This window comes from Kribbella sp. CA-247076, assembly GCF_050942445.1.
In the GTDB taxonomy this organism is placed as follows: Bacteria; Actinomycetota; Actinomycetes; order Propionibacteriales; family Kribbellaceae; genus Kribbella.
The window spans coordinates 192,633-214,335 of sequence record NZ_CP192051.1 but is presented as its reverse complement, the minus strand read 5'-3'; the positions used below and the strand labels follow the sequence as shown (position 1 = coordinate 214,335).

The 21,703-nt window shown below is 69.9% G+C and carries 22 protein-coding genes; 12 read left to right on the top strand and 10 right to left on the bottom strand.

The window, feature by feature from the left end:
* The first annotated feature begins 206 nt into the window (after positions 1-206).
* Complete coding sequence (locus ACQPYZ_RS01025; protein WP_433164279.1) at positions 207-809, top strand: gamma carbonic anhydrase family protein; 603 nt, start codon at positions 207-209, stop codon at positions 807-809.
* Positions 810-947: 138 nt separating this feature from the next.
* Here the strand turns inward: ACQPYZ_RS01025 and ACQPYZ_RS01020 are convergent, their stop codons facing one another.
* The 5 genes from ACQPYZ_RS01020 to ACQPYZ_RS01000 form a co-directional block, all read right to left on the bottom strand.
* Positions 948-1,754, bottom strand: a complete 807-nt coding sequence (locus ACQPYZ_RS01020) for a sucrase ferredoxin (protein WP_433164278.1) — start codon at positions 1,752-1,754, stop codon at positions 948-950.
* Positions 1,755-2,780: 1,026 nt separating this feature from the next.
* A complete protein-coding gene (locus ACQPYZ_RS01015) occupies positions 2,781-3,998 on the bottom strand; it encodes a cupin domain-containing protein (RefSeq protein ID WP_433164275.1) in 1,218 nt (405 codons plus the stop codon).
* Between the two features lie 131 nt (positions 3,999-4,129).
* Positions 4,130-4,603, bottom strand: coding sequence for a BatC protein (locus tag ACQPYZ_RS01010; RefSeq protein WP_433164273.1), 474 nt, complete (start codon positions 4,601-4,603; stop codon positions 4,130-4,132).
* A gap of 120 nt (positions 4,604-4,723) precedes the next feature.
* Positions 4,724-5,740: an Rv2231c family pyridoxal phosphate-dependent protein CobC gene (cobC, locus tag ACQPYZ_RS01005; RefSeq protein ID WP_433164272.1), complete on the bottom strand. Its 1,017-nt coding sequence runs from the start codon at positions 5,738-5,740 to the stop codon at positions 4,724-4,726.
* A 33-nt stretch (positions 5,741-5,773) separates the two neighbouring features.
* On the bottom strand, positions 5,774-6,565 hold the full coding sequence (locus ACQPYZ_RS01000) for a carbon-nitrogen hydrolase family protein (protein ID WP_433164270.1): 792 nt from the start codon (positions 6,563-6,565) through the stop codon (positions 5,774-5,776).
* A gap of 49 nt (positions 6,566-6,614) precedes the next feature.
* Here ACQPYZ_RS01000 and mobA point away from each other — a divergent pair, with 49 nt between their 5' ends.
* The 3 genes from mobA to ACQPYZ_RS00985 are packed head-to-tail and all read left to right on the top strand — an operon-like array spanning position 6,615 to position 8,995.
* Positions 6,615-7,154, top strand: coding sequence for a molybdenum cofactor guanylyltransferase (mobA, locus tag ACQPYZ_RS00995; RefSeq protein ID WP_433164268.1), 540 nt, complete (start codon positions 6,615-6,617; stop codon positions 7,152-7,154).
* Positions 7,147-8,001, top strand: a complete 855-nt coding sequence (locus ACQPYZ_RS00990) for a phosphotransferase family protein (protein WP_433164266.1) — start codon at positions 7,147-7,149, stop codon at positions 7,999-8,001. Before mobA ends, ACQPYZ_RS00990 begins: the two co-directional genes overlap by 8 nt.
* A 16-nt stretch (positions 8,002-8,017) precedes the next feature.
* Positions 8,018-8,995, top strand: coding sequence for an NAD(P)H-quinone oxidoreductase (locus tag ACQPYZ_RS00985; RefSeq protein ID WP_433164264.1), 978 nt, complete (start codon positions 8,018-8,020; stop codon positions 8,993-8,995).
* Here ACQPYZ_RS00985 and ACQPYZ_RS00980 read toward each other — a convergent pair.
* On the bottom strand, positions 8,984-9,406 hold the full coding sequence (locus ACQPYZ_RS00980; protein ID WP_433164262.1) for a VOC family protein: 423 nt from the start codon (positions 9,404-9,406) through the stop codon (positions 8,984-8,986). The genes ACQPYZ_RS00985 and ACQPYZ_RS00980 overlap by 12 nt on opposite strands.
* Positions 9,407-9,479: 73 nt before the next feature.
* On the opposite strand from ACQPYZ_RS00980, the gene ACQPYZ_RS00975 reads away from it, so the two are divergent.
* The 6 genes from ACQPYZ_RS00975 to ACQPYZ_RS00950 all read left to right on the top strand — a co-directional run bounded on the left by ACQPYZ_RS00975 (position 9,480) and on the right by ACQPYZ_RS00950 (position 15,331).
* The gene (locus tag ACQPYZ_RS00975) at positions 9,480-10,052 is read left to right on the top strand and encodes a TetR/AcrR family transcriptional regulator (RefSeq protein WP_433164261.1); all 573 of its coding nucleotides are present in this window, start codon (positions 9,480-9,482) and stop codon (positions 10,050-10,052) included.
* Positions 10,053-10,098: 46 nt separating this feature from the next.
* Positions 10,099-10,755: a PadR family transcriptional regulator gene (locus ACQPYZ_RS00970; protein WP_433164259.1), complete on the top strand. Its 657-nt coding sequence runs from the start codon at positions 10,099-10,101 to the stop codon at positions 10,753-10,755.
* Positions 10,752-11,468, top strand: coding sequence for an ABC transporter ATP-binding protein (locus ACQPYZ_RS00965; RefSeq protein ID WP_433164257.1), 717 nt, complete (start codon positions 10,752-10,754; stop codon positions 11,466-11,468). The genes ACQPYZ_RS00970 and ACQPYZ_RS00965 overlap by 4 nt, the downstream gene beginning before the upstream one ends.
* Entirely contained in the window at positions 11,468-14,110 is a 2,643-nt protein-coding gene (locus ACQPYZ_RS00960) for an FtsX-like permease family protein (RefSeq protein ID WP_433164256.1), read from the top strand. Before ACQPYZ_RS00965 ends, ACQPYZ_RS00960 begins: the two co-directional genes overlap by 1 nt.
* Positions 14,111-14,129: 19 nt before the next feature.
* Positions 14,130-14,660 (top strand): CGNR zinc finger domain-containing protein, encoded by a 531-nt coding sequence (locus ACQPYZ_RS00955; protein ID WP_433164255.1) that lies wholly within the window; start codon positions 14,130-14,132, stop codon positions 14,658-14,660.
* A 62-nt stretch (positions 14,661-14,722) separates the two neighbouring features.
* Positions 14,723-15,331 (top strand): bacterial proteasome activator family protein, encoded by a 609-nt coding sequence (locus tag ACQPYZ_RS00950; protein WP_433164253.1) that lies wholly within the window; start codon positions 14,723-14,725, stop codon positions 15,329-15,331.
* Positions 15,332-15,341: 10 nt separating this feature from the next.
* Here the strand turns inward: ACQPYZ_RS00950 and ACQPYZ_RS00945 are convergent, their stop codons facing one another.
* Entirely contained in the window at positions 15,342-16,154 is an 813-nt protein-coding gene (locus ACQPYZ_RS00945; RefSeq protein WP_433164251.1) for an HAD family hydrolase, read from the bottom strand.
* A gap of 577 nt (positions 16,155-16,731) precedes the next feature.
* Here ACQPYZ_RS00945 and ACQPYZ_RS00940 point away from each other — a divergent pair.
* Positions 16,732-17,286 (top strand): WhiB family transcriptional regulator, encoded by a 555-nt coding sequence (locus tag ACQPYZ_RS00940; RefSeq protein ID WP_433164249.1) that lies wholly within the window; start codon positions 16,732-16,734, stop codon positions 17,284-17,286.
* A gap of 112 nt (positions 17,287-17,398) precedes the next feature.
* Here ACQPYZ_RS00940 and ACQPYZ_RS00935 read toward each other — a convergent pair whose 3' ends face one another.
* Entirely contained in the window at positions 17,399-18,193 is a 795-nt protein-coding gene (locus tag ACQPYZ_RS00935) for an HAD family hydrolase (RefSeq protein WP_433164247.1), read from the bottom strand.
* Positions 18,190-19,464: a serine--tRNA ligase gene (serS, locus tag ACQPYZ_RS00930; RefSeq protein ID WP_433164246.1), complete on the bottom strand. Its 1,275-nt coding sequence runs from the start codon at positions 19,462-19,464 to the stop codon at positions 18,190-18,192. Before serS ends, ACQPYZ_RS00935 begins: the two co-directional genes overlap by 4 nt.
* 93 nt (positions 19,465-19,557) lie before the next feature.
* Here serS and ACQPYZ_RS00925 point away from each other — a divergent pair, with 93 nt between their 5' ends.
* A complete protein-coding gene (locus ACQPYZ_RS00925) occupies positions 19,558-21,150 on the top strand; it encodes a diacylglycerol kinase family protein (protein ID WP_433164244.1) in 1,593 nt (530 codons plus the stop codon).
* Here the strand turns inward: ACQPYZ_RS00925 and ACQPYZ_RS00920 are convergent.
* Positions 21,147-21,629: a DUF4446 family protein gene (locus tag ACQPYZ_RS00920; protein WP_433164242.1), complete on the bottom strand. Its 483-nt coding sequence runs from the start codon at positions 21,627-21,629 to the stop codon at positions 21,147-21,149. The genes ACQPYZ_RS00925 and ACQPYZ_RS00920 overlap by 4 nt on opposite strands.
* Positions 21,630-21,703: the final 74 nt, after the last annotated feature.

The window sequence follows — 21,703 nt, the reverse complement described above, 5'->3', positions numbered from 1 at the left end:
CTCTCGAACATCTGTTCTAATGTTTTCCTCGTTCGCGGTTCTCCACCCGGACCGCCAGGGCGACCGAACCTCCCACCGTCGATGTGGACCGGACGCTCGAGGCGCCGCCGCCCGGGTGCGTGAGGGCTCGGGCAGTGGAGATCCGCAGGCTGACCAGGTAGAAGCTGACGAGAACGAGGTGATGCCCGACGAAGGGACAGCGCACGATGCTGCTCGAACACCGCGGCCGACGACCGGTCGTGCCCGAATCCGCTTATGTCGCACCGTCGGCTGTGCTGTGCGGAGCCGTCGTACTGGCCGAAGGCAGCAGGGTGCTGCACGGTGCGGTGCTGACCGCGGAGAACGGCGAGGTCAGTCTCGGTGAGAACAGTGTGGTGATGGAGAACGCCCTGGTGCGCGGCCGGGCCGACCATCCCGCTCTGCTTGGCGACGCGGTCCTGGTAGGTCCCCATGCACACGTGAACGGCGCCACGGTCGAGGACGAGGTCTTCATCGCCACGGGCGCCGCGTTGTTCCCCGGTTCGGTCGTCGGCGCGGGCGCGGAACTCCGGATCAACAGCGTGCTGCACGTGAACTCGCGCCTGGAGCCCGGCACGGTCCTCCCGATCGGGTGGATCGCGGTCGGCGATCCGGCCGAGCTCTTCTCGCCCGACCGGCATGAGGAGCTTTGGCAGATCCAACGCGATCTGGACTTTCCCGGCACCGTGTACGGCGTACCGCGGGGGACACCCATGCGCGACATCATGGCGCGTCAGTCGGCGTACTACGGCGCCCACCAGGACGACCGCCTCCTGCCCGAGCACGAGTAGGCCGTCTGCCTGGTCATGCGACCTCAGCGCAGCCGCGAACTGTCCGCCGGTTGCGACGGTCAAGTGGTTGTCAGGTGGTTGCGCCGGTCAGTTGGTTACGGCGGTCTGGCGGTTGCGCCGGTCAGTTGGTTACGGCGGTCAGGTGGTTGCGGCGGTCAGGTGGTGTAGCTGGAAGCGGCGGACTTGGGCGGGCGAATTGCCTGCGCACGTGAGTCGCGCGTTGACGGTGTCCAGGTGCGCCGACACCTCCACGGTGAGGCTGACCTGGTTGGTCGCGGTTCCGTTGGTGCCAACCTCGTTGGTCGCCGTGTCCTTGCTCGCCTGGTCGGCGGTGGCTCTCGCCGGGTCGTTGGTGGCGCTGGCCGGGTCGTTGGTGGCGAGGGTTATGCGCCAGTGGTTGTTGGCGAGTTGGGCCGCGGAGGTGGGTTGGAGGGTGTTGAGGGCTGTGGAGTGACCGGCGGCTCGGGCGTAGTGCTGGGCCGCCTGAACGTGAGGAGAGAACGCGCCTGATCCACGGAGGAGATCAGGAAGGATGAGGCCTTCGTCGTACAGCTTGGCAAGCTCGATGGCGCGGGACGCTGTCACGTGCCCGTAGAACAGGCTGTGCGGCAGGACGACGACGTTCGCGGCGAAGCGATCGCCGCCGATGTGGCTGCACTCCCACGTGCGTTCGGGATACGCGGCCGCCAGTGCGGCCGCGACCGGTCGTCCACGTACGGCGCAGCACGCGTCGTGCCGCCCGTGCGTGCACACGAGGTAGATCGGTTCGTCGCTGACCTCGCCTGGATCGGATCCGTCGAGCACGTTCAGCACATGCTCGTCCGACGGCAGCACACCCCAACGCGCCGACTCCTGCCCCGGCCGGCAGTCCACCAGCGCCCAACGCCGCGGCGCCGACCGATCGATCCGCCCGAACCGCCGGATCAGCACCGGCCGATACCCCAACTCCCGACACCGCCGCGCAACCTCAGCCCCAAGATCTGTCCTGACCTCAGCCGCGACCTCTGCCCCAACAGCTGCCCGCGCTGAATCGCCGACGTCCGCTCGAGCTCTACCGCCGCCTTCTGCGCCGACAGCTGCCCGCGCTGGATCACCGCCTTTGGAGCCGACAGCTGTTCGCGCTGAACGGCCGCTCCCTGCCGCGTCACTAACTCCGCTCCCAAGCGCATCATCAGCTTCGCGTCCGGCCGAGGCACCATCTGGCGTGCTGTCTCCGGCGTCCCGCGAGTACTCGAGCGAGGTCAGGGCGTCGCGGGGCCAAGGCACGCGCGATTCGATCAGGAGCCAGCGCTCGGCGGGTGGTGCGGTGGCGACCAATGAGTCGCCGCGTCGGTCGGCCAGCGCAGCACAACCGGTCTCCGCTCGGTACGTCTCAGTCACCACACCCGTCCGTTCCCACATCCACGAGGTCCCTGCCACCTGTCCGTTCCGCATACCCGACGTCGCTGCCGCCTACCTGCTCCCGCGGCGGTATTCCGGCACACCGCCACAACACAGGTGACACCACCTCAGCACACGCGGTAAGCGCACCGGCTGCCGGTGTCCACATCACGGCCGGAGCAGGCGGCGTACCGGACCGCTGGGCGACCTCACAGCCTTCGTCCACCCTGCGCACCCGGGCACACAATCCCGTGGATCCTGTGGGTCGTGGTGGTTGAGGTCGGCGAGTGGGGTGGCCGAGCTCGCGGTGGTCTGGGGATGTGACTCGGGTCCGTGGCTTGGAAGGGGTGGTTCGAGGCCGTCGGGGTGGGTGGCTCGTGCCGCGGTCTGGAGGTGGGCGGCCAGGCCCGCCGTCTTGGGTCTGGAGATCGGCGTGGTCAGGCATCTGGAGGTGGGGCGGCTAGGCCTGCGGGTTTGGGGTCCGGAGGTGGCTCGGGACTGTGGGCTCGAGGCGGGGTGGCTAGACCGCGCGGTCTGGGGTCTGGCTGTGGCCCGGGGCTGTGGGCTGGAGGTCGGCGGGGGTGGGTGGGGTTAAGGGGTGGTGGTTACCAGGACTGCCTCGGTGAGGAGGCGGCGTACTAGGACTAGTTGGTCGTCTGGGTCCAGGCCGGGGAGGTCGCCTACCTTGTGGTCGGTGCCGGAGCAGAGGGCCGTGACCGCGTCCGCGGTGGTGGCCGGGAAGGTGATTTTGCGGTCGGGGAGGTGGAGTACGACGGGATCGCCCGGCGCGACGCGGCAGCGCAGGCCGGTGCGGACGCGGACCGTGGTGCCGACCGCGAGTGAGGCGATCGCAGCGGCGTGGGCCAGTGGCGAGAGTGGAGCCGGCCGGCTACTCGACCAGGTGCGGCGACGCAGCCGGGCTGCCAGGTCGTCTGGAGTCGCAGACTGAATCTGCTTGATCAAAAGCGAGGCAACCTCAGGCAGGACCGCGCTGACCTGCGCGGGGTCGCCCGCGTCGAAGCCGAGCGGAAGGGCTGCACGGAGAGCCGCCTCGTCGGCCGCAAGCGCAGCTAGCTCCTGCACAAGGAGGTAACGCGTCATGGTGTGCAGGCCGACGGTCAGGTGCGCGCTGACCCCACCCAATGCCTTCGCCGAGTGCAGGAAGCCGCGCGGCACGTAGAGCGCGTCACCCGGCCGCAGTACGTTGTCGACCACCGGAGCTCGATCACGCGCAGCAGCAGCCACCGCGGCCGAGTGGTCCGTCCAGGGCTGGTTGCGTAGCGGGTCCACGTGCACCGGCTCGTGGACGGTCCAGTGCTTCTCGCCCGCTACCTGCAGGACAAAGACATCGTGTACGTCGTAGTGCGCTGAGAAGCCCTGTGACTCGGGCGGCGTGATGTATGCGTTGATCTGCACCGGATGACCCGCGTCCACGGTCAACTGCGTGGCGAAGTCGACGAGAGCCGGCCAGGTGCGGTGGAGCGCCTGCAGTACGACGGTGTGCCCGCTGGCGAACAGCGCGGCGACCTTGTCGTCGCGCACCTGGTCCGCGATCTCGGCACCCACTCCGCCGGAGCCGGTGAACTGTGCGTCGCCGACGACTGCTCCGTTCTTCGCGATCCGGAGGAACGGCGTACGCAGACCGCGGCGGGACAGCAACTCGTCCGCGGCGTCCAGACTGAACAGGTCGTCGTACGGCGCCGGCAGGTCGGCAGCGTGGGACAACAGCGCCCGCGCACCCCAGGAGGAGTGCGCGAACTCGTCCAGGTCACCCGCCACACACCGCCGAAGTGCCAACCGCCCATCCATCCCCAACACTCCTCCCGACACCGACACCGAAACCGGCACCGACCCAGCCCAGCCAGGCCCAGCCCAGCTCCAAGTCCAACTTCCAGGTGCCGGGCCGGATCCCAGCTCCGGCCCGGCTCCTCGTCGTTGCTTTACGAACCTCCGGAGCTGGCTCCGCCGTCCGCACCGCCATCGGTTGCGTTCGGGTTGGCACCGCCGTCGGCCGGGCCTTCGCCACCGCCGCCCGCACCACCATCGGCACCACCGTCGGCGCCCCCGTCGCTCACACCAGGTGAGGCCCCACCGTCCGCGGGTCCTTCGCCGCCGGCTCCACCGTCAGCACCGCCATCCGTTCCACCCGGGGTCGCGCCACCATCGGCCGGCCCTTCACCACCGGCGCCACCGTCCGCGCCCCCGTCGGCTCCGCCATCCGCGCCACCGTCGGTCGCACCCGGGGTGGCTCCGCCGTCGGCGGGTCCCTCCGAGCCGTATCCGGCCGTCGTGTCGTTGCCCTGGCCGGAGGCGCCGCCGTCGGCTCCGCCGTCCGTCGCACCCGCGGTCGCGCCACCGTCCGCCAGACCCTCTCCACCGTCGGACGAGGTGGTCATGTCGTCGTTCAGACTCATGCAACTACTCCCTTCGCAAATGGCCGCGAGTGCCGGGACGTGGTGCGGGCACTCTGGGACCATCCTGTGCGCAATGGGCAGGCCGACTAAACCCCTCGCGGGTTACAGCGCCGACTCGGTTCACCCGCGGAGATCGCGCCACACCTTCACGAAGGCGTCGGTGACCACTTCGGGACGTACGGCGATCCGCAGCCAGTCCGGCCCGAGTCCCGGAAAAGTGTCCCCACGACGGAGCGCGTATCCCCGTTCCCGCAAGGCGTTTCGCAGTACGTCGGCACCGTCGACCCGCACCAGGACGAAAGGCCCGCGCGGCTCGCCGTACAGCTCCACACCCAAAGCGTCCACCAGGTACGCGCGCTGCCGGTCGAGGTCGGCCGCCGCCCGGGCCGCCTCAGCCAGCGCATGCCCGTTGCTGCAGGCAATTGCCGCGGCCAGCGCAGGAGTGGACACCGGCCAGTGCGGCTGGACCGCGGCCAGCTGCTCGACCAGCCCCGGAGCCGCGAGCACGTACCCGATCCGCAGGCCGGCGAGACCCCACGTCTTCGTCAGGCTTCGGATCACTACCAGGCCCGGGACCGATGCGCCGGCAAGGGATTCCGGCTCACCCGGTACGGCGTCCATGAACGCCTCGTCGACGACCAGGATCCGGTCCGGACGCGCCAACTCCCGCAGGACGTCGGCGCGATGCAGCACCGATGTCGGGTTGGTCGGATTGCCGACGACAACAAGATCGGCGTCGGCCGGCACCGCCCGAGGATCGAGGGCGAACCCGTCCTCCGGCCGCAGGACCACCCGGTCGACCACATGCCCGGCCGACCGCAGCGCCGTCTCGGGTTCGGTGAACTGCGGATGTACCACGACCGCATGCCGAGGCCGGAAAGCCCGCGCCACCAGCACGAACGCCTCCGCCGCACCCGCGGTCAACAGCACCCGATCCGGCGACACCCCGTGCCGCGCAGCCACGGCCGCGACCGCAGCATCCTGCCGTGGGTACGCCGCCAGGTCGGTCAGACTGCTCGTGATCTCCTCGATCAACCAGGCGGGTGGGGTCCCGGCCCGGACGTTGACCGCCAGGTCGACCAGCCCGCCGCCGACCTCGAGATCACCGTGATGGTCCAGCTCAAACCCGTCGTTCACCTTAGGAGGCTAACTGCTTCCGAAGACGCGCGATCAGCGCGGAGTCACGGTGTAACGGCGATTCAGGAGCGACGGGTTCCGCCGTCGTACGTCGGCCAAGCGATCCGCCGACAACTCCGCGAAGGCGTGCCCATCGGATTCACCGACCGATGCGACGGCGATGCCTTGTGGATCGATGACCTGACTCAGACCGCAGTACTTCTTCCCGTTCTGGGCGGCGGCCGCGACGTAGCAGGTGTTCTCCACCGCCCGCGCGGTCAGCAGCGTCGTCCAGTGGTGCTCCTTCAGCGGACCACGGACCCAGGCGGCCGGTACGACGAGGACCTGGGCGCCGGCGTCGACGAGGGCTCGCGACAACTCCGGGAAGCGCAGGTCGTAGCAAGTCATCAGGCCGAGCTTCAACCCGCCCACCGACACGACGACCGGCGCGACATCGCCGGACGTCAGCTGATTCGACTCCTTGTACCCGAAGGCGTCGTACAGGTGGATCTTCCGGTAGGCACCGAGCAGCGAGCCGTCCGCGCCGACGGCGAGCAGCGTGTTGTACGGCCGGTGCTGGTCGCAGCTCCGCTCGAACATCCCCGCGACGATCGCGACCCCGTGCTCCACCGCGCTCTTGCGCAACACGGCCACGAACTCGCCGTCCAGCGCCTCGGCGGCCTCCGCCACCGAGCCACCCTCGACCGCGAAGTCGGACATGACCGCTTCCGGCAGGACGACGAGGTCCGGCCGTTCCCGCGCCGCGTCGGCGACGACCCGGCCCACCAACTCGCGGTTGGCGGCCTTGTCGTAGCTGCTGGCGGTCTGCACCACGGCGATCTTCACGCTTCCATGGTGCCGCATCGGAGCCCCCGGTACCTGGGACACTGGCCGCGTGGAGTACGACGCGCTGGTGCTCGCCGGGGGTGGATCGACCCGGTTCGGCGGGGTGGACAAGGCCATGCTGGTGCTCGACGGCGTCACCATGCTCGACCGGGTGCTGGCCGCGACCGAGGACGCGACGTCGACCGTGGTCGTCGGCCCGATCCGTACGACGTACCGCCAGGTCGCGTGGACGGTCGAGGACCCGCCCGCCGGCGGTCCGGTCGCCGGAATCGCGGCCGGCCTGATTCACGGCACGTCGCCGATCGTCGTGGTGTTCAGCTGCGACCTTCCGTGGTTGACCAAGTACGACGTCACCCACCTGGTCCGCAACCTCGGCGACCATGACGGTCACGGACTGCGCGACACCGAAGGCCACGAGCAGCACCTGGCCACGGCCTATCGACGGACGACGCTCGCCGAGGCGATCCGGCAGGTCGGCGATCCCCGCGACAAGTCGGTACGGCGTACTCTCGCCGACCTCGACCTCACCTGGTCCGCACCGACCCGCGCTGGCCACGACGTCGACACCTGGGCGGACCTGGATGACTGAGACGGTACGAAGAGCGTTCCCGGACAGCGAGATCGTCCCGCGCAGCGGCGGCGAGCAGAACACTGTCTTCGAGGTACGCCGTCCCGCCGCGGATCCCGTGATCGTCAAGGTCTACCCCGCGGACGTGGCCTGGAAGCAGGCGAAGGAACTGCACGTCTACGGCCTGCTCGCCGACCTCGGGCCGATGGTCCCGCGCGTCCTCGACACCGGGGACGACTTCACCGTCTTCACCAAGCTCGCCGGTAGACCGCTCTCCGAGACGGTTCCGTCCGACTGGCGGGCGACGTACGGGCAACTGGGTGAGCTCCTGGCCGCGGTCCATCGCGTCGGCCAGCCGGCGTACGGGTATCTCGTCGACCGGATCCTCGACCCGCTGCCGGACAACACGCAGTACATGCGCCGTCAGTTCGCGGTCAAGCTGAAGGAGTTCGAGGACCTCGGCGGCGATCCAGGGCTGCACGACAAGGTGCAGCAGTACGTCGAAGCCCACGCCGGCCTGCTGAGCAACACGGGAACTGCCGTCCTGTGCCACAACGACTTCCACGAGGGCAACGTGCTCGTCGACGAGACCGGCCGCGTCACCGGATTCGTCGACGTCGAGAACGCGATCGCCGCCGACCCGCTGATGGACCTCGCCAAGACGCAGTCCTACTCGATCGGGGACAACACCGCCAAGCTCGACGGCCTGCTCGAAGGGTACGGCGACCTGCCGCCGGACTGGCGTGAACGGACCACCCTCTACCGGCTCTACCACGCGCTCGAACTATGGGACTGGTTCGCTTCGGTAGGTACGACCGCTCACCTCGAGAGTCTCGCCCGGGATCTGGCCGGCATCGCCGGGAGCTAGCGGTACCGTGGCCTGCATGCGTGCTGTCGTGTGTGAGGGTGCCGGCGGGATCGACGTACTGACGATCGGCGAGATCGAGGATCCGCAACCAGCGGTCGACGAGGTCGTGATCGACGTCGCCGCCGCGGGCGTCAATCGCGCCGACCTGTTGCAGCGGCAGGGCAACTACCCGCCGCCACCCGGCGCACCGGGCACGATCGGGCTCGAGGTCTCCGGCACCATCGCCGCCGTCGGCGCGGAGGTCGAGGGCTGGTCGGTCGGCGACGAGTGCTGCGCGCTGCTCGCGGGTGGCGGGTACGCCGAGAAGGTCGTCGTACCGGCGCCGCAGGTGATGCCGGTCCCGGAAGGCGTCGACCTGGTCAGCGCGGCCGCGCTGCCCGAGGTGGTCGCGACCGTCTGGTCGAACGTGTTCATGAGCGCGCACCTCAAGGACGGCGAGACGCTGCTCGTCCACGGTGGTGCGTCCGGGATCGGCACGATGGCGATCCAGCTCGGCGTCGCCCACGGCGCGCGCGTGCTCTGCACGGTCGGCAGCACCGAGAAGATGGAGTTCTGCACCCGGCTCGGCGCGGACGTCGCGATCAACTACAAGGACGCCGAGTGGGCCTCGGTGGTCCACGAGGCCACCGGCAAGGCGGGCGCCGACGTCATCCTCGACATCATCGGCGCGCGCTACCTGGCCGACAACGTCAAGTCGCTCGCGTACGGCGGCCGCCTGGTCGTCATCGGCATGCAGGGCGGCGTCAAGGGCGAACTCGATCTCGGCCGGCTGCTCAGCCGGCGGGCCTCGATCACCGCGGCCGGCCTGCGGTCCCGCTCGGTTGCGGACAAGGGCCACATCCTGACCGAGGTCGTCGGCCACGTCTGGCCGCTGATGGCGGAGAAGAAGGTGCGCCCGATCGTGCACACCACTCTCCCCCTCGACCAGGTCGCCCGCGCCCACGAGATGCTCGAGCGGTCCACGCAGATCGGCAAGGTCCTGCTAACTCTCTGACGCCGGCAGGTTGGCGGCCAGCCACTCCGGGTCGGGCGCGACCAGCTGGATGACGTCCAGCCAGGTCCCCTCCGGGTCGCGGACGAAGAAGTGCCGCTGCCCGAAGACCTCGGTGACCACCTCGGACTCGAGCTTCACGCCCGCGTCGGTCAAGGACTGCGCGACCCGGTCCACGTCCTCGACGACGAACCCGAACAGGTTCGTGCTCTCGGTCAGCTCGTTCAGAGCGGCCGGCACCGTCTCGTGCCCACGCTGACAGATCGCGAGCTCCCAGTCCGCCTCACCACGGCGCACCGTGATGAACCAGCCGAGGTCCATGGCGATCTGCAGGTCGAAATGCTGCTGGTAGAAGGCGGCGACCTCCGCCGGTCGGTCGGTGACCACGGTGGCGCCGAAGGCTGCAGGTTGCATATGTACTCCTGACTACTACATCTGTCGTTGTTGTGTACGACAGTTGTAGTGGAACTCTGCTAGCCTTGTCAACATGCCGAGGAATCCCGAACGCCGTACCCAACTCGCCGACGCGGGCCTGGCCGTCCTGGCCGAGGCCGGCGCCCGTGGACTGACCCACCGAGCCGTGGACGCCGCGGCCGGGCTGCCGGCCGGGACGGCGTCCAACTACTTCCGCACCCGGGACGCCCTGCTCGGTGCGCTTGGTGAGCGCATCTTCGAGCGGCTCGCTCCGGACGAGACCGTGATCGAGCCACTGTCGCAGCGGGAGCCGAGCGTCGACCTGATGGTCGACTACGTGCACTACATCGTCGAGCGACTGCTCGGGCGGCCCGAGCTCTCGCTCGCCCTGCTCGAGCTCCGTCTCGAAGCGGCTCGCCGGCCCGAGCTGCACGAGATCCTGTCCCGCACGATCAGGCAGGGCTTCGACGCCGACGTCGCCTTCAACTCCAACGCCGGCCTGCCCGGCGGCGCCGAGGAGATCCGCCTGCTGCACTTCGCCATCGACGGCCTCGTCCTCGACCAGCTCACCCCCGGCACCGGCCGCCCGTACGACGTCACCGCGGCCACGGACCGGCTCGTCCGGCGCCTCGTCCGCAAGGACTGACCACAAGGATTGACCGTCGCATACTCGGTATGCATACTCAGTATCCATGTCGATCAAACATGGACTGCTGGCCCTGCTGCGCAAGGAGCCGAAGTACGGCTACCAGTTGCGCGGTGAGTTCGAGTCGGCCACCGGCGCGACCTGGCCGCTGAACATCGGGCAGGTCTACACGACGCTCACCCGGCTCGAGCGGGACGGGTTCGTGCGGGCCGCGTCGTCCGAGGGCGATGGCCGGTCTATGTACGAGATCACCGATGCTGGGCGGTCGGAACTGGCCGGCTGGTTCGACACCCCGGTCACCCGCGAGTCGCGGCCCCGGGACGAGCTCGCGATCAAACTCGCGCTGGCTCTGGCCGTCCCGGGCGTCGACGTGAGTGCCGTCGTCCAGCGGCAGCGGATGTCGACCATGCAGTCGCTGCAGGAGCTGACTCGGCTCAAACGCACCAGCCGAGAGGCGGAGATCTCCTGGCAACTGGTGCTGGAGTCAATGATCTTCGCCGCTGAGGCCGAGATCCGCTGGCTCGACCACTGCGAAGCCATGCTGCTACGCCACCGCGGCAAGCCGTCCGGCACGACGTCGTCCGGTACGGCGTCATCCGGTACGACCTCATCCGGTACGGCGTCCTCCGGCACGACCTCATCCGGTACGACGCCATCCGGTACGACGGCGTCCGCGGTCGAGCAGGAAGGGGTCCGGCGATGATCCTCGACATCCGCGGCCTGACCAGGACGCACGGGCAGGGCGAACAGGCGGTGCACGCACTGCGCGGTGTCGACCTCTCCGTCGAGGCCGGCGAGCTCGTGGCGGTGATGGGCCCGTCCGGTTCCGGGAAGTCCACACTGCTCACCTGCGCCGGCGGCCTCGACCGGCCGACCGCCGGCCAGGTGCTTGTCGACGGCAACGACCTGACGACGCTCGGCCGGAACGCGGTGGCCGCCCTCCGCCGGCGCCGGATCGGCTACGTCTTCCAGGACTTCAACCTGATCCCCGCCCTGACCGCCGCCGAGAACGTCGCGCTGCCGCTCGAGCTCGACGGCAGCCGGACCCGGACCGCGCGCAAGTACGCCGAAGCAGCCCTGACGGAGGTGGCGATCGGTGACCTCGCCGACCGATTCCCCGACGACATGTCCGGTGGCCAACGGCAACGGGTCGCGATCGCCCGGGCCATCGTCGGGGAACGCCGGCTGCTCCTCGCCGACGAGCCCACCGGCGCCCTGGACTCCGACACCGGTGAGGCCGTCCTCCAACTCCTCCGCGACCGCTGCGACCACCACGGCGTCGCCGGCGTCCTCGTCACCCACGACGCCCGGCACGCGGCCTGGGCCGACCGCGTCGTCTACCTGCGTGATGGTGTGCTGGTAGGCCAGTCCGGTCCGCTCCCCGACGCCGACGCGCTGCTGCAGGAGAGTCGCTGATGGGTGGATGGGCGCCACCCCTGCGAATCGCCCGGCGGACGACCAGGAGATCGCTCGGCCGCACGTTCCTGGTCGCCGCGCTGATCGGTCTGCCCGTCCTCGCCGCGACCTGGATGGGCGTGGTGTTGCAGACGAGCAGCCCGACCGGCGAGACGCTGGCCCGGCTCAGCCTCGGCCAGGCCGACGCCCGCATCGACGTGACGCCGTACGCGAAGCTCCAGCCGCAGGACCTGCCGCCGGTCCTCGGTTCGGCCGAGCCGCCGCCGGCCGAGGGTGCCGAGCAGCCGGTCCGTACGCCGGCCACGTTCGACCCGCAGCCGTTGCTGCCGGCGGGCAGCGTACTCGCGCGCCTCGTCACCGAGGTCGGGACGGCGGACGTCCAGGGACCGTCGACGACCAGCAGCGTCACGGTCCTGACCGGAGACGCCGCCAGCCCGCTCGCCAAGGACACGATCCGGCTGGACGAAGGGCGCTTCCCGTCTTCGCCGGCCGAGGTGGCGATCTCACCCGCGCTGGCGAAGTACCTCGGCCTTCGCGACCTCACGGGGGCCACGGCGCGCAGCGCGGACGGAACGTCGTACCCGGTCGTCGGTCTCGTCCGTCCGGCGAACAATCCGCAGGCTCGGACGGTCCTGGCGACTCCCGGGACCTCGCTCGTCACCGTGGACCCGACCGCGTCCGTCCGGTACCTGGTCGACCTGCCGGACGCCGTCGACGGCGGCGCGCTGGCCGGACCGCTGCGGGACCGGGGCCTGTTCTTGTTGCCGCGGGCAAATATCGTGGACCCGCCGCCGGAGGTCTACGGCACGCAGTCCGGCGACCTCGGCCCGTACGCCGCGATGGCGCTGGCGATCAGCTTCGGCGTCCTCGAGATCGTGCTGCTCGCCGGCACGGCGTTCGCGGTCGGCGCCCGCCGCCAGACGCGTGAGCTCGGTCTGGTGATGGCGGCCGGCGGTACGGCGCGCGACGTACGCCGGATCGTCCTGCTGCAGGGGTTGTTCGCCGGTGTGGTCGGGGTGACCGGCGGTCTGCTGCTGGCCACCGTCGTACTGCTCGCCGGGAAGCCCTGGTGGGAGCGGATGAACTCGACCCTGTTCCTGTCGTGGCAGGTCCCGTGGGTCAGCGTGATCGTGATCGCGGTGTTGGGTGTGCTCGCAGGTCTGGCCGCGGCCGTCGTACCCGCGGTCAGCGCGGGCCGGCAGGCGCCGCTCGCCGCGCTGGCCGGACGCTTCGCGGCGACGACCGGCAAGGCGAAGATCCGCAAGCCGGCTGTGCTGATGGTGGTCGCGGGTGTCGCCCTGGTGGTTGCCGGCAGCGGGATGCTCGCGTCGGCGCTCGCCGAGGCGCGGCGAACGGTGCCGGAGTCGGCCGGCTATCAGGCCAGTGCGACGCCGACCGGTCCGATCGCCCTTGTCCTGCTGGGAATCACCGCGGTGATCGCCGGCCTCGTCTGGATGCTGCCCAACCTGGTCGGCAAGCTCGCGGGTCTCGCCGGACACCTCCCGCTGAGCGGACGGTTGGCCGTGCGCGACGCCGCCCGGCACCGGCACCGCACTGGACCCGCGACCGCGGCGATCATGATGGCCGTCGCCGGCACGGCCGCGGTCGCCTTCGCCGGATCGAACGCGATCGCCGCGGACGCCAAGGAGTACGTGCCGCAGGGCCTCTCCGGCAACGCGACCGTGCAGTTCGACCTCGGCGGATCCGGCTCGGTGCCCTACTCGCCCGCGACCGAACAGCGGGTCGCGGCACTCTTACCAGTCGAGCGGACCTACCGCTTCGGCACCCTCACGGTGCCCGGAGCGAAGCCGGTCGGCGAGTACGGCTACGTGCCGACGATCTTCGCCCGCGCACCGGAGACGACCCTCGGCGAGAGCGGAATCAACCTGATCGTCACCGAACCGGCGTACGTCGAGCAGTTCGCCGGCCTCGAGCGCGCGGCCGCCGAGCTGCGCGCCGGGAAGATCGTCCTGCCCAGGGGAGACCTGACCACCAAGGACACCGTCGAGCTGATCAGCGACACCCCGACCGGCGGCAAGAAGATCGATCGCCATCCGGCCGTGCACGCGGGCGGCATACCCAGGATCGCCTATCTGCGCGAGAGCGGGCTGATCAGCCCGGAGGCGGCCGCGAAGGTCGGCGCCGTCCGGGTGGTCCAGGTCGAGTACGCCCTCAGCCGTACGCCGTCCGGCGACGAGCTCGACGCCGCGCACCGGCTGCTCGGACGCGACGACCTGCTCACGGTCGAGCAGGGCTACCGGAGTCCCGCACGGGCCTTCCTGATCGGGATCATCACGGCGGCGACCGTGGTCACGCTGCTCGGTGTGGCGATCTCCGTCTCGTTGTCCGCGGCGGAGGGCCGGGCCGACCTGGCAACGCTGGCGGCGATCGGTGCGCAGCCGCGCCGGCGGCGGAACCTCGCGGCCGCGCAGGCGTGGGTGCTGGGACAACTGGGCTGCGTCCTCGGGGTCGGTGTCGGCGCGCTCTACGGCTACACGGCCCACGCCGCCTTCGGATCGCCGCGCTTCATGGTGCCGTGGCTGGAGATCGGCGCGATCGTGCTCGTCGTACCGCTGTTCGCCGGCCTGCTCGCCTGGCTGATGACGCGCTCCCGGCTACCCATGGTGAGCCGCATCGAGTGACTCGTGGTGTAATGCCATTGTGCATCTCAACCCTTACGGCGCGGACGCGGTGTTGCTCGCGGTCAACCTGGTGACCCGGCCGGCGGAGACGCCTGAGGAGTTGGCCCGGAGATGTGAGGAGAGTGGTGTCGAGAGTCGCCTCGTGCGCGACCGCAATGTGACCGCGGCCGACCTCGCCGCCGTACGGGTTGCCCTGGACGAGTGGCTCGAGGTGGTCGACGCGAAGGACGAGCAGACTCGCGTCGACCTGGTCAACGCGATGCTGGCGAAGTACACCGAGCACCCCCGGCTGACCAACCACGCCGGCGACGGCTGGCACATGCACTACCGGCCGGACGACGTACCGGTCGGCCGACTGGTCGCGACGCTCATCAGCACGGGTACGGCGCTGCACCTCGCGGGCCGTGGCATCACCAGGCTCGGCCGCTGCGCCACGGAGGGTTGCGACCACGTGTACGCCGATCTGTCGCGCACCGGCCGGCAGCGGTACTGCAGTCCCGCCTGCGCCAACCGGGACGCCGTACGACGCCATCGCGCCCGCTCGACGTAGATCCCGGGAGCCGTCGACGGCCCGGACAGGGACCGCTCGGATTCGGCGCCTAGGATGGGCAGATGAGCGAGAGCAGCAGCGAGGGCCAGGACAGGCCGATGGCCGGAGCGCGGACCGAGGACGGCAAGGTGCTGATCGTCGGGCCGGACGGTATGGCCGTCGAGGGCCCGCCGCGCGCCGACGACCGCGACGAGCAGGACGAGCCGCGGTCGGTGACCGAGCTCGTCGAGCAGCCCGCCAAGGTGATGCGGGTCGCGAACATGATCCGCCAGCTCCTCGAGGAGGTGAAGTCGGCACCGCTCGACGAGGCCTCCCGGCAGCGGCTGAAGTCGATCCACGAGGTCTCCATCAAGGAGCTCGAGAGCGGGCTCGCGCCGGAGCTGGTCGAGGAGCTGGAACGGCTCAGCCTCGACTTCACCGACGACAGCGTGCCGACCGAGGCTGAGCTGCGGATCGCGCAGGCCCAGTTGGTCGGCTGGCTGGAGGGTCTGTTCCACGGCATCCAGACGGCGCTGTTCGCCCAGCAGATGGCCGCCCGTCAGCAACTGGAGCAGATGCGTCGCGCACTGCCCGGCGGCCAGCAGCTCCCCGAGGACGAGGTGCCGGGCTTCCCGGGTTCGCCCCAGGCCAACCGCACCGACGGCCCCGGCAGCGGCGGCATGTACCTGTAGTTCTTCGGCTTTACAGCTTGAACAAACTCTCGAGGACGGCGGCGACGCCGTCCTCGTCGTTCGACTGGCACACCTCGTCCACAACCGCGAGCACCTCGGCGTGCGCGTTGGCCACGCCGTACGACGTCCCGGCCCACGCGAGCATCGGGAGATCGTTGATCGAGTCACCGAACGCGATCGACTCCTCGGCCGCGATCCCTTGGTCGGCAGCGAAATCGGCCAGCATCGCGGCCTTCGACACTCCGCTCGCGGAGATCTCCACCAGACTCGTCCCGCCACTGTGGCTGGCCGTCACCCGGCCGGCGACCAGCGGGCTGATCCGGGCGAGCAGGTCGTCCGAGTGCCAGCTCGGATGCCGGACGAGCAGTTTCGCGGCCGGCTCGGACAGCAGCACCTCGATCCCGGCGACCAGGGTGTCGTCGGGTTTCGGCCACCGGTTCAAGTAATTCGGCTCCTGCCCGTAGCGGTTCGATCGCTCGATCGCGAACTCGACGTCGGGAATCTCGGCCCGGATCGCTTGTGCCACCTCGAGGGCCACCGCGGGATCGATCAGCCGGGTCCGGATCGGCCGCCGCCGGACGACGTCGTACAGAATGGCGCCGTTGGCAACGATCGCGACACCGTGCTCGCCGACCAGGTCGGCCAGGTCGTGCAGCCACCGAGGTGGACGGGCGGTGACCATCACGAAAACACTTCCCGCGTGCTGCGCCGCGAGCACGGCCGATCGAGTGCGGTCCGAGATGGTTCCGTCACTGTGGACAAGGGTTCCGTCCAGATCGGTGGCGATCAGGCGGGGTGGGCGGAGGTCGTCGGTGGCCTTCACCCGGACTACCGTATCCGCGTTCGCCGACGACCGCTCATTACCCCTCGCGGCACATCCCGCGCAAGCGATCGAGGACCGGTTTCAGACGTTTCTGACCAATCTGATTGAGGCTTGAACAACGTCACCAGACCGTTACGGCAGGATGCTGCAAAGGCAGCAAGTTCCCCTGCGCAGCGCGGTTTACGCATGATTTCATGCGGTGGTCTGGCGGGGAACCGGGGGCGATTCGGCCGCGTCGTAAGCCTGTTCTGGATCAGCGCGACTGATGCAGCCCCACCCTGGAAGCACACACGAAAACGTCGAAGAACTGTTGTGGAGTTGACTGCAACCAAAGCCACATCAACGGCGTCAACAGTTATGGATCGGTGCGCCCCGTGCCGGGGCGACACGGTGGGTCGGCAAAGGTACGTCGATCCATCAGCGAGTGGGTCCGCGTGGCCGAACGACGTTCATCGTTCGTTCATTCGGATCCTAAAACTTGGGGAGCCACATGACCGTCAACAGCGCCAATCTAGCGGGATCAGGGGGCAGCAGTTCCCGAGCCGCTGTCGACACATCTTCCACCACGGAAGGGGCAATGACCGGTTGCATCGCCCGGTCGGACATTTTCCAGCACCGGCTGATGGAGGAACCGCCGCCCGCGTCCGCCACCCGGCGGACCCGCGAGCGGTACGAACAGCTCGTGCGGGAGGCGAAGGCGCTGTGCGCCTCGTGCCCGCTGTTCACCGACTGCCTCTACAACGCGGTCGCCGAGCACGACGTCAGCGGTTTCGTCGCCGGAACCACCGCGGCCCAACGGCGTTCGATGCGTAACCTGCTCGACGTCGAGGTCCAGGCCGACGACTTCGACCAGCTGGCCGGCGCGCGCGGCACCCGCCGCCCGGTGAGCCACGAGGAGGTCCTCCGGCTGCGGACGCAGTACCCGAACGACAGCCTGGAGTCGCTGGCGATGCGGCTGGGGTGCTCGCTGTCCACGGTGAAGCGGCACCTGCGCCGGGCGCGCCGCGGGCAGAGCCCGGCCGCCAAGACGCCGCGGCCGCGGCCCGAGGTCAGCGCCGTGCTGGACGCGTTCGACACCGTCGTCGATCAGCAGCGCCAGCCGCGCCGGACCGGCAGCAGCCGGGTGGCCTGATCCGATACTCGGCCCGCCAGCGGACTATCGGACGGTAACAGCTTCAGCTTCAGGCCCGGAACTCCTGCTCCCGCAGGGGTTCCGGGCCTTTCGGTTGCCTACAGCAAGTTGTTCAGAACCACCGGTTGAGGACCGCGGCGACGCCGTCGTCCTGGACCGTCTTGGTCACCTCGTCGGCGGCCGCCTTCACCTCGTCCGGCGCGGACCCCATCGCGACACCGAGACCGGCGTACGTCAGCATCTCGATGTCGTTGCGTCCGTCACCGATCGCGAGCAGACCGGACGCGTCCAGGTCGTACTGCGCGAGTGCGACCTTCAGCCCGGTCGACTTGTCCACGCCTTCCGGCGCGATGTCGAGCCACGCGGTCCAGCCGACGAAGTAGCTGACGCCGTGCAGGCCAAGGCGTTCGGCCAGCTGGACGAAGTCCGCCTCCGACTGCTCGGGGTCGCGGATGATCAACCGGGTCACGGGCTCCGGCGCCAGCTCGTCGTCGCCGACCACCCGGATCCGGGCGTCGTACCCGAGGTCGCCGTCCGGGAACGGCGCGGTGACCAGGTAGCTGCCGTCGTACTCCTCGACCGCCATCCGGGCGTTCGGCGCGTGCTTGCGGACGGACGCGATCACCGTCGTCGGGTCGAACGTCCGCTCGTCGACGACCTCACCGGCCGGGAACCGGATGGTGCGCGCACCGTTGCTGCAGACAACCAACGCGCCCGCGGCCAGGCCGAGCCGCTCGGCCACCGGCTTGGCGGTCTGCCAGCCCCGCCCGGTGGCCAGGATCACCGGGATCTCGGCCGCGGCCCGCCGGACGGCGTCCAGCACCGCCGGGGACAGCTGGTCGTCGTGGTCGAGCAGGGTTCCGTCGATGTCCAGGGCAACGGCCGTCGGCCGCGGCGTGTCCGTCATCTGCCAACCGGTTCGAGGACCTCACGACCGCCGACGTACGGGCGCAGCGCGGTCGGCACCCGGACCGATCCGTCGGCCAGCTGGTGCGTCTCCAGGATGGCGACGATCCAGCGGGTGGTCGCCAGCGTCCCGTTCAGCGTGGCGACCGGCTGGGTCTTGCCGTCGGCGTCGCGGTGCCGGATGTTCAGCCGGCGGGCCTGGAAGTCGGTGCAGTTCGACGTCGAGGTCAGCTCGCGGTACCGGCCCTGCGTCGGCACCCACGCCTCGCAGTCGAACTTCCGGTACGCCGAGATGCCGAGGTCACCGGTGGCGGTGTCGATCACCCGGTAGCTCAGCTCCATCTTGTCGAGCATCTCCTTCTCCCAGTTCAGCAGCCGCAGGTGCTCGGCGGGGGCGTCCTCCAGGGTGCAGTAGGAGAACATCTCGACCTTGTCGAACTGGTGGACACGGATGATCCCGCGGGTGTCCTTCCCGTGCGAGCCGGCCTCCTTGCGGTAGCACGACGACCAGCCGGCGTACCGGATCGGGCCGGCGGACAGGTCCACGATCTCGTCCATGTGGTAGCCGGCCAGCGAGACCTCCGACGTACCGACCAGGTAGAGGTCGGGGTCGGCGAGCCGGTAGACGTCGTCGTGCGCCGACAGGTAGCCGGTGCCGCCCATCACCTCGGGCTTGACCAGCGTCGGCGTGATCATCGGGGTGAACCCGGCCTCGACCGCCTGCTGGATCGCCAGCTGCAGCATGCCGAGCTGGAGCAGCATGCCGACGCCCTTGAGGAAGTAGAACCGCGAGCCGGAGATCTTCGCGCCGCGTTCCATGTCGATCGCCCCGAGCAGCTCGCCCAGCTCGAGGTGGTCGCGCGGCTCGAAGCCCTCGGCGGCGAAATCGCGGGGCTTCCCGATCTCCTCGACCACGACGTAGTCGTCCTCGCCGCCGACCGGGGCCTCGTCGGACACCAGGTTCGGCAGGGCGCGGGCGAGCTCGTCGAAGCGGTTCTCGGCCTCGTTCGCGGCGGCCTCGGTGGCCTTCACCTCGGCGGCCAGCGACTTGGTCCGCTCCAGCAGGGCGGCCCGCTCGTCGCCCTTGGCCTGGGCGACCTGCTTGCCGAGCCCCTTCTGCTCGGCCCGCAGCGCCTCGAAGGCGGAGATGGACGATCGACGCTCACTGTCGGCCACCAGGATCTGGTCGACCAGGTCCGCACTCTCACCGCGCTTGGTCAGGGCCGCGCGCACGACATCGGGGTTCTCACGGAGCAGTTTCGCGTCAATCACACCCCGAGGGTATCGGGGCGTGTCAGAGCGGGCGAAGTCTATTCGGGATGATGGGCTGTGCCTACGCGATCATGAGGGGGAATCGAGCGGGTCATGCAGCACCATCCACCCAGTCACCTCGGCCGTGCGCTCACGGTCGTGCTGGGTGCACTGCCGTTCACCGTGCTGACCCTGCTGGTCGCGAACCGGTGGGCGCCGCTGGAGCGCTGGGACCGGTCGGTCGCCGCCCGTGCCGCCGAGTACGGCGCCACCCGGCCGAACGTCGTGGACTTCTGGCACGTGGTCGGCGACGTGTTCCTGCCGTGGGCGATGCGGGCGGTGATCGTGATCGTCGCCGTCTACCTCTGGCACCGGCGCGCCCGCCTGCTGACCATCTGGTTGCTGGTCTCGGCGGGCGCGGAGCTGGGCCTGACGTACGCGGTCAAGCACATCTTCGACCGGCCGCGCCCAGACGGCATGCTGGTCGCGAACGAGGGCTGGTCCTTCGTCTCCGGCCACGCTGCCGCCGCGTTCGTGATGGCCGGTGCACTCGGCGTCGTCCTGCCGTCGGTGCGCGGCTGGCGGCGCCGGTTCCGCCTGCTGGTGATGCTGCCGACCATCGCGGTCGTGTGGATCGCCTCGGTCGACCGGGTCGCGCTGAACGTGCACTACGTCTCCGACGTCCTCGGCGGCTGGGCGCTCGGCCTGGCCATCCTGACCGCGACCTCGATCGGCTTCGGGCTCCGGCCCGGTCTGCGCCGGCGACGTCGCCGTACGCCGTCGGACGACGACGGAAGGGTGGAGCCGCCACGGGCCGCGGTGATCGTGAACCCGATCAAGGTCGGCGACGGGGTGGCGTTCCGGCGGAAGGTGACCCGGGCGCTCGCGGTCCGCGGGTTCGACGACCCGTTGTGGCTGGAGACCCGGGAGGACGACGCCGGGAACGCGATGGCCAAGCGGGCGATCGAGAACGAGTCGGACCTGGTGCTGGTGGCGGGCGGCGACGGGACGGTCCGGGTGGTCTGCGCGGCGCTGGCGTACACCGGGATCCCGGTCGGGGTGATCCCGGCCGGCACCGGCAACCTGCTCGCCCGGAACTTGCACATCCCGCTCGACCTGGACGACGCGCTCGAACGGATCCTCGAGGGCCGCGACCGGCGGATCGACCTGGTCAAGGTGCACGGGGACGAGCTGGACACCGACCGGTTCGCGGTGATGGCCGGTCTCGGGCTGGACGCCGCGATCATCTCGGACGCGCCGCCGCACTTGAAGCGGCAGATCGGCTGGACGGCGTACCTGGTGTCGGCGGCGAAGAACATCAACCACCCGTCGGTGAAGGTCCGGCTCGCGCTCGACGACGAGCTCGTGATCGAACGCCGGGTGCGCACGGTCGTGGTCGGCAACGTCGGCATGCTGCAGGCGAACATCCCGCTGCTCCCGGACGCCCGGCCGGACGACGGACTGCTCGACGTGGTGGTGATCGCGCCGCGGCGGGTGACCCAGTGGCCGATCGTCGTCTGGCGGTTGATGACCCGGACCAACCGGCACGACATGTACCTCGAACGGTTCACCGGGCGGAAGGTGGAGATCACCGCGGCGGTCGACGTACAAAGGCAACTCGACGGGGACCCGATCGGTCCGGGCCGTTCGCTGACCGCCGAGGTGGAGGCCGGCGCCCTGGTGACCCGCGTGCCCAAGCGGCGTTAGCCGTCGACGGTCGGGCCGGCTTCCTTCTGCAGGGTCTCGATCGCCTCTTCCTCCTCGGGCGACAGCTTGGCCTCACTCGCGAACGCCTTGATCTCCTTGGCGTACGTGCGGGCGTCGGCCCGGCTGTTGATCGACGTCAGCACGACCCCGTCGCCCTTGTCGTCCAGCAGTGCGAGCGACCAGGACAGCTTCCCGCCGGTGTCGCCGAAGGCGTCGTACCGGACCACGGCCAGGTGCTGCAGGGTCTCGCGCAGTTCGCCGCGGGTGACCTCGAGCTCCTTGCCCAGCTTCCGCAGCTCGGATCTCACCGTGCCCGGCTTGGCCTCCGGCTGCGGCTCCGGCTCCGGGACCGGGGGCGCGGGTACGTCGGCCTGGGCGGCCGCGGACTGTGCGCGCACCGCCTGAACAGCGAACACCAGGGCGAGAACCGCCACGAACAAGGCGGCGATCCCGAATGCACCGGCTAACGTCGAAGACACGCAGGAAGCCTAAAGCATCTTTCGTCATACCTGAGTATTCAGGTGAATGCGGAGAGTGCTTGCCCGGTGCTGGT

Excerpts from the sequence above, each read along its gene's own strand:
- ACQPYZ_RS01025 (WP_433164279.1), top strand. The coding sequence starts at position 207 with ATGCTGCTCGAACACCGCGGCCGACGACCGGTCGTGCCCGAATCCGCT.
- ACQPYZ_RS01015 (WP_433164275.1), bottom strand. The coding sequence starts at position 3,998 with ATGGATGGGCGGTTGGCACTTCGGCGGTGTGTGGCGGGTGACCTGGAC.
- ACQPYZ_RS01010 (WP_433164273.1), bottom strand. The coding sequence starts at position 4,603 with ATGAGTCTGAACGACGACATGACCACCTCGTCCGACGGTGGAGAGGGT.
- ACQPYZ_RS00990 (WP_433164266.1), top strand. The coding sequence starts at position 7,147 with ATGACTGAGACGGTACGAAGAGCGTTCCCGGACAGCGAGATCGTCCCG.
- ACQPYZ_RS00985 (WP_433164264.1), top strand. The coding sequence starts at position 8,018 with ATGCGTGCTGTCGTGTGTGAGGGTGCCGGCGGGATCGACGTACTGACG.
- ACQPYZ_RS00980 (WP_433164262.1), bottom strand. The coding sequence starts at position 9,406 with ATGCAACCTGCAGCCTTCGGCGCCACCGTGGTCACCGACCGACCGGCG.
- ACQPYZ_RS00975 (WP_433164261.1), top strand. The coding sequence starts at position 9,480 with ATGCCGAGGAATCCCGAACGCCGTACCCAACTCGCCGACGCGGGCCTG.
- ACQPYZ_RS00970 (WP_433164259.1), top strand. The coding sequence starts at position 10,099 with ATGTCGATCAAACATGGACTGCTGGCCCTGCTGCGCAAGGAGCCGAAG.
- ACQPYZ_RS00965 (WP_433164257.1), top strand. The coding sequence starts at position 10,752 with ATGATCCTCGACATCCGCGGCCTGACCAGGACGCACGGGCAGGGCGAA.
- ACQPYZ_RS00960 (WP_433164256.1), top strand. The coding sequence starts at position 11,468 with ATGGGTGGATGGGCGCCACCCCTGCGAATCGCCCGGCGGACGACCAGG.
- ACQPYZ_RS00950 (WP_433164253.1), top strand. The coding sequence starts at position 14,723 with ATGAGCGAGAGCAGCAGCGAGGGCCAGGACAGGCCGATGGCCGGAGCG.
- ACQPYZ_RS00940 (WP_433164249.1), top strand. The coding sequence starts at position 16,732 with ATGACCGGTTGCATCGCCCGGTCGGACATTTTCCAGCACCGGCTGATG.
- ACQPYZ_RS00935 (WP_433164247.1), bottom strand. The coding sequence starts at position 18,193 with ATGACGGACACGCCGCGGCCGACGGCCGTTGCCCTGGACATCGACGGA.
- ACQPYZ_RS00925 (WP_433164244.1), top strand. The coding sequence starts at position 19,558 with ATGCAGCACCATCCACCCAGTCACCTCGGCCGTGCGCTCACGGTCGTG.